The organism is Zhongshania sp. (assembly GCF_041623545.1).
In the GTDB taxonomy this organism is placed as follows: domain Bacteria; phylum Pseudomonadota; class Gammaproteobacteria; order Pseudomonadales; family Spongiibacteraceae; genus Spongiibacter.
Genome location: NZ_JBFJWS010000080.1, coordinates 1 through 11,550, shown reverse-complemented (window position 1 = coordinate 11,550; position 11,550 = coordinate 1). Strand labels below are relative to the sequence as shown.

The 11,550-nt window shown below is 51.0% G+C and carries 11 protein-coding genes and 2 pseudogenes; 11 read left to right on the top strand and 2 right to left on the bottom strand.

Annotation, left to right across the window (positions count from 1 at the left end):
- From ABYT30_RS09500 to ABYT30_RS09485, 4 genes and pseudogenes are all read left to right on the top strand, one after another.
- Nucleotides 1-435, top strand: a pseudogene (locus ABYT30_RS09500) (hypothetical protein); the annotation flags it as partial.
- A 121-nt stretch (nt 436-556) separates the two neighbouring features.
- Nucleotides 557-1,396, top strand: coding sequence for a MinD/ParA family protein (locus tag ABYT30_RS09495; RefSeq protein WP_373096197.1), 840 nt, complete (start codon nt 557-559; stop codon nt 1,394-1,396).
- Nucleotides 1,393-2,124, top strand: a complete 732-nt coding sequence (locus tag ABYT30_RS09490; RefSeq protein ID WP_373096195.1) for an RNA polymerase sigma factor FliA — start codon at nt 1,393-1,395, stop codon at nt 2,122-2,124. Before ABYT30_RS09495 ends, ABYT30_RS09490 begins: the two co-directional genes overlap by 4 nt.
- 18 nt (nt 2,125-2,142) lie before the next feature.
- Nucleotides 2,143-2,583, top strand: coding sequence for a DUF2802 domain-containing protein (locus ABYT30_RS09485; RefSeq protein ID WP_373081401.1), 441 nt, complete (start codon nt 2,143-2,145; stop codon nt 2,581-2,583).
- 111 nt (nt 2,584-2,694) lie between these two features.
- Here ABYT30_RS09485 and leuA read toward each other — a convergent pair whose 3' ends face one another.
- Nucleotides 2,695-4,383 (bottom strand): 2-isopropylmalate synthase, encoded by a 1,689-nt coding sequence (gene leuA, locus ABYT30_RS09480; protein WP_373081403.1) that lies wholly within the window; start codon nt 4,381-4,383, stop codon nt 2,695-2,697.
- 294 nt (nt 4,384-4,677) lie between these two features.
- On the opposite strand from leuA, the gene ABYT30_RS09475 reads away from it, so the two are divergent.
- From ABYT30_RS09475 to ABYT30_RS09450, 6 genes are all read left to right on the top strand, one after another.
- A complete protein-coding gene (locus ABYT30_RS09475; protein WP_373081406.1) occupies nt 4,678-5,163 on the top strand; it encodes an Lrp/AsnC family transcriptional regulator in 486 nt (161 codons plus the stop codon).
- A gap of 31 nt (nt 5,164-5,194) precedes the next feature.
- Nucleotides 5,195-5,560 carry a Rieske (2Fe-2S) protein gene (locus tag ABYT30_RS09470; RefSeq protein WP_373081408.1) on the top strand — a complete coding sequence of 122 codons (366 nt, stop codon included), beginning with the start codon at nt 5,195-5,197 and terminating at the stop codon, nt 5,558-5,560.
- A gap of 30 nt (nt 5,561-5,590) precedes the next feature.
- Nucleotides 5,591-6,028: a DUF2721 domain-containing protein gene (locus tag ABYT30_RS09465; RefSeq protein WP_373081410.1), complete on the top strand. Its 438-nt coding sequence runs from the start codon at nt 5,591-5,593 to the stop codon at nt 6,026-6,028.
- 39 nt (nt 6,029-6,067) lie between these two features.
- Nucleotides 6,068-6,778 (top strand): glutathione S-transferase family protein, encoded by a 711-nt coding sequence (locus ABYT30_RS09460; protein ID WP_373081412.1) that lies wholly within the window; start codon nt 6,068-6,070, stop codon nt 6,776-6,778.
- A gap of 61 nt (nt 6,779-6,839) precedes the next feature.
- Nucleotides 6,840-7,421, top strand: coding sequence for a DJ-1/PfpI family protein (locus ABYT30_RS09455; RefSeq protein ID WP_373081414.1), 582 nt, complete (start codon nt 6,840-6,842; stop codon nt 7,419-7,421).
- 58 nt (nt 7,422-7,479) lie between these two features.
- The gene (locus tag ABYT30_RS09450) at nt 7,480-8,760 is read left to right on the top strand and encodes an NAD(P)/FAD-dependent oxidoreductase (RefSeq protein ID WP_373081416.1); all 1,281 of its coding nucleotides are present in this window, start codon (nt 7,480-7,482) and stop codon (nt 8,758-8,760) included.
- Between the two features lie 68 nt (nt 8,761-8,828).
- Here the strand turns inward: ABYT30_RS09450 and ABYT30_RS09445 are convergent, their stop codons facing one another.
- On the bottom strand, nt 8,829-10,097 hold the full coding sequence (locus tag ABYT30_RS09445) for an NADH:flavin oxidoreductase/NADH oxidase family protein (RefSeq protein WP_373081418.1): 1,269 nt from the start codon (nt 10,095-10,097) through the stop codon (nt 8,829-8,831).
- A 368-nt stretch (nt 10,098-10,465) separates the two neighbouring features.
- On the opposite strand from ABYT30_RS09445, the pseudogene ABYT30_RS09440 reads away from it, so the two are divergent.
- Nucleotides 10,466-11,550 (top strand): annotated as a pseudogene (locus ABYT30_RS09440) (acetyl-CoA hydrolase); the annotation flags it as partial.

Below are 11,550 nucleotides of genomic sequence, written 5' to 3'. Positions count from 1 at the left end.
TTTCGTGACAGTCGAGGTATTAGCGAGTTGCAGCAATTAACGGCGGCGATGCAGGATGTGCAGGTCTTTGTGACGGTGCCAGCTGACGCTGAAGCTTATGTGCAAAGTGAAATTATCGACGCCTACGCACCACTTGCGCCGCAGGGTGCCGTAGTGACTCGAATCGACGAGGCTATGCGTTTGGGTGGTGTTATTTCAAATTTAATTCAGCATCGTCTGCCAGTGGCGTGGTGCGCAAACGGCCCTAAAGTCCCGCAAAACCTGTCTGCTGCGGATGGTGCTAAACTGGTGAATATGGCGGTGCGCATGGCGCGCGCCTTCGAACTTAAGCGCGGTCCAGACATTGAACACCGACCCGAAGCAGCCGCGGCTGCGGACCAGAAGCGAAATTCGACGCCAATTGCTGCGAGCGGTGGTTTAAGCCTCAGGGTGTAAATGGCCGATATAGACGTGTTTATAGGGCTTCAGGGCATAGTGCGGGCTTATGCGTAGAGCATTTTTGTTGGCCTAGGCCTAGAATAAGCTGCGAAGTAGTTTAAGGGAGAATGATAATTAGATGAGCGCAGTAAAAGTAATAGCAGTAAGCAGCGGTAAGGGCGGCGTGGGTAAAACCAATGTGTCGGTTAATCTCGCCTGTCAACTAGCCCGCCGTGGCCGCCGCGTACTGTTGATGGACGCTGATCTTGGCCTAGCAAACGTCGATATCATGCTGGGTTTACGGCCGAAATGGAATTTGTCTCATGTACTGGATGGCAAGTGCGCCATTCAGGATATCATTGTTCCTGGGCCGGTCGGGATTTCGATAATTCCCGCCGCTTCTGGTATTAAGAAAATGGCGGATTTAGCGAGCGCTCAGCATGCGGCTATTGTTCGGTCATTAAGTGAATTGAAAGACGATTATGATGTACTTATCGTGGATACCGCTGCTGGTATCTCGGACAGCGTTGTAACTTTTTGTAAGGCCAGTCAATACGTTCTGGTTGTCGTGACTGATGAGTTAACGTCTATGGCTGATGCCTACGCCTTGATTAAAGTGATGAATCGCGATGCCGGTATCCGCCGCTTTAAAGTACTGCGTAATATGGTCGACAGCCACGATCAGGCCCGCGATGGTTTTGAAAGACTCAATGAAGTAGCGCAGCGGTTTTTGGATGTTAGTCTAGAATTTGCTGGTTTTATCCCTCGCGACCCCTATTTGATTAAAGCGGATTCGCGGCAAAAAGCGGTAAGCGATTTGTATCCGGGCGCTGAATCCTCGCTGGCATTTCGCAAGCTGGCAGAGACTGCAGATAAATGGGAAGGACCTACTGGGCCAAGCGGCAATATTGAGTTTTTTGTCGACCGTCTGTTTAGTGCCGAGGGTGCTGCCGACGCAACTGCGGGAGCGCCAATGTGAACGGTCACGCCGCTTATCTCGATGTGCAAAACGGCAGTCGTGAAGAGCTGGTTAGCCGTCACGCGCCCTTGGTTAAGCGGATCGCTTATCATTTAGTCAGCCGTCTGCCTGCTAGTGTCGAAGTTGATGATTTAATTCAGGCGGGCATGATTGGTTTGCTTGAAGCGGGAAGTCACTACCAGGCCGATAAAGGCGCGAGTTTTGAGACATATGCGAGCATCCGTATTCGTGGCGCGATGATTGATCAGATGCGTCAGAGTGGCTGGGCGCCGCGTTCAGTTACCCGGCAATTGCGGGAGGTGACGGAGGCTGTGCGGCGGACGGAGGCGCGCTTGGGCCATGAGGCCGGCAGTGCCGATATCGCCGCTGAAATGGGCATTCCGCTGAACGAATATCACGAGATATTGCGTGACACCAGCTCGGTGCGCTTATTTAGTTTAGAGCAGCTTGGTGACGGCGAGCAGGAACCTGCCGATATTGGCGGTGGCGATGATCGTTATGCGCCCTTAGCAAATGTGCTCGACGAGGATTTTCAAAAGGCTTTAGCGACGCATATCAACAGCTTGCCTGAGCGGGAAAAGCTGGTTATGGCCTTGTATTACGATAGCGGCTTAAACCTCAAAGAAGTCGGTGAGGTGATGGAGGTGAGTGAGTCGCGAGTATGTCAGATTCACAGCCAGGCCATTGTACGTCTAAAGAGTAGGCTTACCGATTGGACGGCGTCATAGGTTTGTGGAGTAAATATTATGGACACTAGCCATCAGTTCTCATTTGCCATTGGCAACTGGTTTAATAACCTCGGGGAGGCCTCACTGCTGGGCTTGCTGATGAGTGTTGTTGGCGTGGGCATGCTTTTATACACCTTAAAATCGCGGCGTTCGGTAAAAACAGCGGGGCCTAGACTAGCCACTGCAGATGAAAAAATTGCACTGCTAGAGAAAAAAATTGAATTGCAAAATTCGGCAATGAGCTTGCTCGGCGAGCGTGTCAGTGCCTTAGAAGAATATTTGGAAATGATCGGATCTCGTCAACAGCGCCAAGAAGTTGATAAAAAAGATGTTCGCTTTTACCAGCAGGCCATTGGCCTTGCTGACAAAGGCCTCAGCGCCGAAGAGCTGGCTCAGCGCTGTGGTATCTCCGCTTCGGAAGCGGATTTAATTACGATGTTGTATCAAAAGGCACATTGATTTTTTGAGTCGGATGTCGGAAGCCTGACGTCTGAGGAACATTCAAAAGTGATTTGACTGGAGATTGCCAGTTGACAGCAAATTCCGACTTCCGACTTCCGACTTCCGACGTCAGACTGCCGACGCCAGACTTATCCTTTGCGCCACCGCCTGACTCGCCGCACTCAATACCGCCTGCAATGACGCGGTAACCACATCGCGGTGCATGGCAACACCAATATAACGCTGATTATTAATCGACAGATGAACATAGGCCACTGCCTGCGAGGCGGTGCCGGTATCCAGTGCGTGTTCGCGGTAGTCGAGTATTTCCACTTTATCGCCAAACTCCTGCTGCCAGGCATTGACCAGGGCACTGATGGCGCCATCTCCGTTGCCCTGCAAAGCGACTTCTTTACCTTGGTGTTGAAAACTCAGGCTTAGCTGGTCTTGGCCATGGTTTTCGGCATTGTTTTGACTAATGGCAAAATGACTTAGCTCCGTGTTGCGCGCCGCTTGCAGATAGTGCTCGTCGAACAGTTCCCAAATTTGTTTGGCGCTGACTTCACCGGCAATTTCTTCAGCCTTGGCTTGTACGGCGCGGCTGGCATCGATTTGCAGCCAGCGCGGCAGTTGTAGGCCGTAGTCGTTTTCCAAGACCCAACTCACGCCACCCTTGCCAGACTGACTATTGATACGAATGACGGCCTCGTAGCTACGTCCCAAATCTGCGGGGTCTATCGGCAGATAAGCGACTTGCCAATGCTCTTCTTTGCCTTGCTTGCTCAGGCATTTGCGAATAGCGTCTTGGTGGCTGCCAGAAAATGCGGTAAACACCAGCTCACCGGCATAGGGATGACGAGGGTGCAGTGGGATCGTGGTGCAGTGTTCGACAACAGCAATGATCTCGTCCATATCGGCGAAGTTCAATTCTGGGTCGACACCTTGGCTGTACAGATTCATCGCCATGGTGACAATATCCATATTGCCGGTGCGTTCGCCATTGCCGAGCAAAGTACCTTCAACGCGGTCTGCTCCGGCCATCACCGCCAGCTCGCCGGCGGCAACGCCACAGCCGCGATCGTTGTGGGTGTGAACTGAAACGGTGATGTCTTTACGGTACTGGGTATTCCGACAAAACCATTCCACTTGATCGGCAAAGACATTGGGGCTGGCGCACTCGACGGTGGCCGGCAGATTGATAATGATCGGATTGCCGGTGCCGCGCCATTCGGCAATAACGGCGTCACTGACCTCGACTGAGAAGTCGACTTCGGTGCTGCTAAAACTTTCTGGTGAATACTGAAATGACCACTGAGTTTCAGGACTTTGCGCCGCGTATTCCTTGACCCAGCGCGCGCCTTGTATGGCGATTGCTTTAATGCCCTCACGATCCATACCGAAGACCCGCTCGCGCTGGACTGGGCTGGTAGAATTATAAACGTGAACAATGGCTTGCTTTGCGCCTTTAAGGGCTTCATAGCTGCGGGCAATCAGTTCTTCCCGCGCTTGGGTTAACACTTGTATCGTCACGTTGCTGGGTATTCTGTCGTCGTCGATCAGCGCCCGGACAAAATCAAAATCAGGCTGGGAGGCAGCGGGAAAGCCCACTTCAATCTGCGTAAAGCCAAGCTTGACCAGTAAATCCCACATCCGCAATTTTTGCTGCACCGTCATGGGTTCAACCAAGGCTTGGTTGCCGTCGCGAAGGTCGACAGAACACCACTGGGGCGCTTGAGTGATAGTGTTGTTTGGCCACTGGCGGTCAGGCATGACAATTGCCGGTGTTGCGCGGTATTTGCGGTGATTAAAGTCGGCCATGGTCGATCTCTTTTCCTTGGGTTAAGCGAATGCGGAATGGGGGCTTATGTGCTTGATGTTGAAGCCCGGCGAGGCCGGGCGTTTTCATTCTCTCTTGTGGTGGAAGAGCTGGCTCGCGTGTTCAGATTGCGGGGTGTGGCAAGCTGACTGACGATGTCGGTAGAGGGGTAACTCCACGGTGCCCAGTATAGGGGCGTTAGCGTGGCAGTTGATTGCGAATTTAGCGTTGTTTCGAGAGTTTACTTGTTATTAGTTGCTGAAAATATAAGATAATTAGCATATTATGCTGTTTAAATGCGATATGGTGAATTTATTGTGAAGTTGGATGCCTACGATAAGCGGATTTTAGAAGCCTTGCAGGCCGATGGTCGCCTCAGTAATCAAGAGCTTGCGGATCGTATCGGTCTGTCGCCTTCACCCTGTTTGCGGCGAGTGCGCCGGCTGGAAGAAGACGGCCTGCTAGCGGGCTATAGAGCGCTGCTTAATGCCCGCGCCTTGGGCTTGAATCTAATGGCGTTCATACACATCAGCATGGACCGGCACACCCCCGAGCGGTTTGAAAACTTTGAACGCCATGTTGGCGAATGTCCAGAGGTCTTAGAGTGCCATCTAATCACGGGTCAAGCGGCGGACTATTTACTCAAGGTCATTGTCGCTGATATGGATGGTTTTCAAGCTTTGCTATTGAATAAGATCACTCGAATTGACGGAGTCACCGGCGTACACTCCAGTTTTGTGATGAAGTCGCCGGTGAGTAAAACCGCTTTGCCTTTGTTGTAAACGAGCTTGATATAGCACTAAGGAGCATAAAATGGATCGGATCTTTGCAGCAAATATCGATGAAATCGAAGAAGGTCAGTTTTTAACTAAAAGCCTTGGCGGTGCCAAGGTATTACTGACCAAAGTAAATGGGCAGATTTGCGCGGTAGAAAATCGCTGTCCACATCTAGGGCTTCCCATCGCCAAAGGTAAAATTTGCGACGGTGCAGTTACCTGTCCGTTTCATGGTTCTAGCTTTAATTTATTGAACGGCGAAAATATCGACTGGACCAATGCCTTTATTGGCATGCCTATGCCAGGCTGGACCCATAAACTGATCGCTCTTGGTAAAGCCCCAAAAGCCCTCAATACCTTTAAAGTAGAGTGCGACGGTGAGCAAGTTTTTGTTAATGTCTAAATTCTTTTAAGTGTATAATTAAGGTCCTAAATGGCAGTAGAAATTGAAGTCGTCACCATCGCCCATGCAATTCAACAATCGGTTGCACCGGTTTTTTTGCTTGCCGGCATCGGCGGTATTCTCAATGTATTAACCAATCGCTTGGCGCGGATTATCGACCGCAGTCGGTCATTACATCATCGCCTGGAGTCACTTAGTACAGAGCGGGGCGTGGCCGTGCACGAAGAATTGGCCATGTTGACCCGACGCGCTCGCGTCGTTCATCGCGCTATTGGCTTTAGCACCACCAGCGCTTTATTGGTTTGTGTGGTTATCGCCATGTTGTTTATCAGCGCGGTGATGGAGTGGAATAGTAGTTTCGCGGTTGCGGCGCTATTTGTGTTGGCCATGGTGTTTTTGATTTTCGCGCTAACCGGTTTTTTGCGGGAAATTCAGTTGGCAACAAGGATTATGCTTAACGGGCCGTGAGACGCAGTACGAAATAGTGTTTTTACGAGGATAATCGCGGTGATTACATTATATGGATTTAAGCAGGCATTTGGCCTGGTTGACGCGAGTCCTTTTGTGCTCAAGGTGGATGCTTTTTTAAGGATGGCGCAATTGCCTTATCAGCTGACATCATCCGTGGCTTATCTGCGTAAATCGCCTAAAGGCAAGTTGCCGTTTATTGAAGAGGGTGATGTAACAATTGGGGACTCGAGCTTTATCTTTGAGTACTTAAATCAAAAGCCCGAAGTGACCCTAAATGACTGGCTTAGTGCTGAGCAGAGCGCGCAAGCCTACCTCATTGGCAAATCACTAGACGAAAACCTCTATTGGTGCTTGCTGTACTCTCGTTGGATATGTGATGCGAGCTGGCCGAAGACAAAGCAGGTGCTTTTCGGCGACATGCCCTTTCCATTGAGCTTGTTTGTGCCGTTTGCGGTGCGTAAAGCAACTCGTTCTGCACTTTATAAGCAGGGTATGGGCAGGCACAGCGCCACAGAAATTGAACATATTTTTAATCGTTCACTTGCGAGCTTATCGACGCTCATAGGCGATAAGCGCTATATAATGGGCGAGCAAGTCTGTGAACTAGACGCCACTGTATTTGGGATACTCGCGCAGTTTATCTTGGCTGATGTTGATAACCGCTTTAATTCCATCGCGCGTGGTTACCCCAATTTGCAGCGCTACTGCGACAACTTTGCCCAGCGCTATTATGGCGCTGCGGCGTAAACCCTTTTTTAAGCTCGGCTTTAAAGCCTCATCTTTGATCTAAATGTGTGCGAGTAATCTGATGAATATCGGTATCTATGTATATCCGAATGCGGAAGTATTGGATTTTGCCGGTCCCTTTGAAGTGTTTTCAACGGCCAATCGCCTCGGAGAACAGAAAGACGCGGTTAATGTTTTTTTAGTAAGTGAAAAGCCGGGACCATTACTTGCAAGAGGTGGCTTACAAATTATTCCCCATTACAGTTTTGCCGATCATCCTACTATCGACGTTTTGATTGTTGTGGGCGGTATTCACGACGAGGAAATGGGCAAGGCCTCGGTGTTGGCTTGGATTGCTGCCCAGTCGTCACGCAGCGAAATTACTGCCTCGGTTTGTACTGGGGTATTTTTATTGGCTGGCGCGGGGGTGGTCACAGACCAACGGGTGACTACCCACTGGCAGGATATGGATGATTTGAAAAAGCAGTTTCCGGCCTTGCAGGTGTGTGAGGGTGTGCGCTGGATAGACTGTGGCGCGGTGGTAAGTTCGGCGGGTATTTCTGCGGGAATTGATATGAGCTTGCACCTGGTGGCGCGACTGCGCAGTCCGGATCTAGCGCGGAAAACGGCAAAACAGATGGAATTTGATTGGCCCGTAATTTAGCCAAAATGGCTAATGGCGGCCAGTCGCCAAGATTTAAAAATATCCTTTGGAGGTAAACGTGGTCGCAAAAATTGTGGTTGTTGGTGGCGGTGCAGGCGGTTTACCGCTGGTGACAAAATTAGGTCGTAGCTTGGGGAAAAGAGGGAAGGCAGAAATCACCTTGGTCGACAGCGGCGCGAGTCATATTTGGAAACCACGTTTTCACGAGGTTGCCACTGGTGCGATAGACTCTGATTTAGACGCGGTAGACTATCGCGCTCATGCCTACCAAAATCATTATAACTTTGTTATGGGTCGAGTAATTGGCCTAGATCGTGAGCACAAAGAATTAATATTGGGTGAAATAATCGGGCCGAGTGGTCGAGAAGTGCTACCCGAGCGGCGGGTAAGCTACGATTACTTGGTAGTCGCGATCGGGAGCTTAGGTAATGATTTTAATACCCTGGGCGTACGTGAGCACTGCCTGTTTCTAGACACTCGCTACCAAGCTGATCGCTTTCATGAGCGGTTTTTAAATCATTGTATGACCGCCAACTATAACGATGCGTCTTTGTCGATAGCGATTGTTGGCGGCGGCGCGACAGGTGTGGAGTTGGCAGCTGAGATTCATCACGCCGTGGCGCTATTGAAACTCTACGGCCATGAACACTTAGACCGCAGTCGTTTACAGGTCCACGTCATTGAAGCTGGGCCGCGTATACTACCGGCGCTTAAAGAAGAGATTGCCACCGCCGCACAGTTTGAACTGGAAAAAATGGGTGTGAAAGTTCATACCAATACCAAGGTGCAAGCGGCGGATGCCAGCGGCTTTATTATTAGTGATGACAGCCGTATCGACGCTGAGCTTTTGGTGTGGGCCGCGGGTATTAAAGCGCCGGATGTACTAAGCAGTTTGGGGCTAGCATCTAATCGCATAAATCAATTAGAGGTCAACGGCGAATTGCAAACTGCTGATCCGGCGGTATTTGCGATAGGGGACTGCTGTGCTTGTGAAATGACCGCGGGCAAAAATATACCGCCGCGGGCGCAATCAGCGCAGCAAATGGCAATGCACATGGCAGCGAATTTAAAGCGGGCCATTGCCGGCCAGCCGCTACAAAAATTTAAGTACCGGGACCACGGCTCCTTGGTGTCACTCTCCAAGTATTCCGCTTTGGGGAATTTAATGGGTGGCGTGCGCGGTGGCAGCTTTTTCATCGAGGGTTGGATGGCGCGAATGATGTATATCAGTTTGTATCGCTTGCACCAAGCGGCCATATACGGTTGGGCGCGCACGCTGATGCTATTGCTGGCTGGGCGATTTAATCGACTATTGCGGCCTCGACTGAAGCTGCATTGAGCAAGCCTTAAGGTCAGGCAGGTCGGCGGCTTTTCAATTAAGATTTGGAAAGCCGCCGACTTTTGATTTTAGCCCCGTAGTAATTTTGCCCGCCTTCTTGCCATTCGTCTTTCCGAATACATGTGTTTAATCATTACGCGCAGCAAACCTGTGTGGGTTTCGGGTTCGCGGCCCTCGGCTAAATCAATAATTTGCCGGTAATACCACTGCGTGGCCGCGCCAAAGTTAAGCGTGCGAATTTTCTGGTTGCTGCTTTTAGGTCCAAGCCAACCGGTGCCAAGCTTTAGTACTGCTTCCCAGTTTGGCAGGCTACTTTGCCCGCCTTGCAGTAGTGGCTTGATGTCGGCTTGCGAGCACAATGGTCGACCTAAGCCGATTACATCGAGTGCACCGCTGTCTAGTGCTTGTTGCATGGCATTTCGACTGCGGAAGCCGCCGGTAATGGCGAGGGGAATCTGGGTAACTTTACGAATTCCCGCAGCGTACTTTAAAAAATAGGCTTCGCGATCTGCAGTGCTGTTAGGGTTGTCGTCGTCTTGGTCCCCCATTAGGGCGAGCTTTTCATACGTGCCACCAGATACTTCTAATAAATCAATGCCTGCGTCAGATAGCCATTGGGCGACGTGTAAGCTGTCTTCGTGGCTAAATCCGCCTTTGGAAAAATCGGCAGAGTTCAGCTTGACTGAAATGGCGAAACGCGAGCCAACGGCCAATCGGACCGCAGCGACGGTCTCGAGGAGAAAGCGGGCGCGGTTTTCAAGTGAACCACCCCACTGATCCTCTCGGGTATTGGCGAGCGGCGATAGGAATTGGCTGATGAGGTAGCCGTGCGCTGCGTGTATTTGGACCCCGGTAAATCCAGCGGCTTTTGCGCTAGCCGCAACATTTGCGTAGCGCTGAATAGTGTCGCGAATATCGGCTTCGGTCATGGGTTTGGGGCGACCAAACATACCGATCAAGTCAATGCCAACGTCAGAGGGCGCCAGCGGCTGGGCGGATACTTGGCGTTGACACTGGCGCCCAGGATGATTGATTTGCATCCACAGCTGATTGTTTTTTGAGGTACCTGCGGCGGCCCACTCCTGCAGGGCAGCCTCGCCGCCGTTGCCGTCGATAACCACATTACCGGGACGTTCGAGAAAGCGACGATCGACCATGACATTGCCGGTTACGAGCGTGCCGGTCCCGCCTTCGGCCCAACGTTTGTACAAGGCGGAGAGCCTTGTCGTAGCCTGATCATTTTCATTAGCTAGCCCTTCCGTCATGGCCGATTTCAATAGTCGGTTTGGGAGTATTACTCCGCAGGGAAGTTTTAGCGGGTCGCTGAGTACTGGCATATTTGGGCTTGTTCCTGTGGTCGCGTTCGCTGTAATTTCACGCAATAGGGTGCGCTATTCATTGTCGTATTATCGCGATACCCTACATAGGGTGCTTGTATCATTATTGACTTAATACGCCATTATTTACTTCGGGTGCCGATATTTGTAAATGAATGTCTTGTGGCATTGAATTAGGGTGTGTGATTTGCGCTGTTTCGCGGTTCTCATCGGCGTCATGTGCATTAGCTGATGTGAATTGAATAAGCGGTCATATAGGCGCGGGCGGGAAGTGAGTTGCTATGGCGAATGGCGCAGTTTGATCGACGGTTGCGTCGCGGTCTTCCGTCTCAGTCAGATTAAATTAAACGGTTCTAACGTGGAGACTTATGCAAAGGCGAGAAGACAGCGATGTCGAGTTAATTAAAATGGGCTATGAAACGTGCATAGACGATATAATTGCTCGTCTTGGTAAAACCTTGGTGCTTGCCCTGCCTCTGGGTTTAGGTAAACCGATCGAGCTGATCAATGCCCTATACGCCCGAGCCAGCCGAGATCCTGAAATTTCCTTGACGATTTTAACCGCCCTGACCTTAGAGCGGCCCCGCGAAGCACACCCGATTAAATCCCGTTTATTAAACCCTGTGTTCGACCGTCTCTATGCAAATTACACGGAACCGAGCTACGCAAAAGCGGTGAGAGAAGGGGCGTTGCCGAAAAATATTGCGGTTCGTGAGTTTTATTTTAAGCCGGGAAGCCGGCTGGGGAACGCGGGGGCGCAGCAGAATTATATTAGTTCTAATTACACCCATGCGGCGCGAGATGTCGTGGCTCAGGGCTGCAATGTGGTAATGCAGCTGGTAGCGCAAGATTCAGAAGACAGTCAGCGTCTAAGTATGAGTTGTAATCCAGATACCTCCGCTGAGGTTGTGCGCCACCTCACCGCACTGGGCCGAGATTTTGTGAGTGTTGCCGTGGTGCATCCCGATTTGCCGTATATGGTCGGCGATGCCGAGGTCAGTGCCGAGCGCTATGATTATGTGCTCGACACCGATACCAGTGAACACGGCTTGTTTGTGATGCCAAAATTGCCGCCAGTGTCGCCCAGCGATTACGCCATTGGCTTGCACGCCAGTTGCCTGATTGCCGACGGCGGCACCCTCCAATTAGGCATAGGGGCAATGAGTGACGCCATAGTCCATGGTGTTCAACTTCGTCATAGCCGCAATGAGGAATATAAGGCCCTGTTGAGTCGGTTCAATATTGACGCGCGCTGGGGCGATTTAATCGCGCAATACGGCGGTTGTGATACCTTTACGGAGGGCTTGTACGGCGCTACCGAGATGTTTGTAGAGGGATTTTGGCAGCTTTTTAACAGCGGAATTTTAAAACGCGAAGTCTACGACTTTTGGGCTTTGCAAATACTGGTCAATGAGGGGATATGCCAGCCAAAGGCAATCAGTGTCGATGCCAT

Coding starts and splice junctions, on each gene's coding strand:
- ABYT30_RS09445 (WP_373081418.1), bottom strand. CDS start 10,097: ATGCCAGTACTCAGCGACCCGCTAAAACTTCCCTGCGGAGTAATACTC.
- ABYT30_RS09455 (WP_373081414.1), top strand. CDS start 6,840: ATGAATATCGGTATCTATGTATATCCGAATGCGGAAGTATTGGATTTT.
- leuA (WP_373081403.1), bottom strand. CDS start 4,383: ATGGCCGACTTTAATCACCGCAAATACCGCGCAACACCGGCAATTGTC.
- ABYT30_RS09465 (WP_373081410.1), top strand. CDS start 5,591: ATGGCAGTAGAAATTGAAGTCGTCACCATCGCCCATGCAATTCAACAA.
- ABYT30_RS09475 (WP_373081406.1), top strand. CDS start 4,678: ATGCGATATGGTGAATTTATTGTGAAGTTGGATGCCTACGATAAGCGG.
- ABYT30_RS09470 (WP_373081408.1), top strand. CDS start 5,195: ATGGATCGGATCTTTGCAGCAAATATCGATGAAATCGAAGAAGGTCAG.
- ABYT30_RS09485 (WP_373081401.1), top strand. CDS start 2,143: ATGGACACTAGCCATCAGTTCTCATTTGCCATTGGCAACTGGTTTAAT.
- ABYT30_RS09495 (WP_373096197.1), top strand. CDS start 557: ATGAGCGCAGTAAAAGTAATAGCAGTAAGCAGCGGTAAGGGCGGCGTG.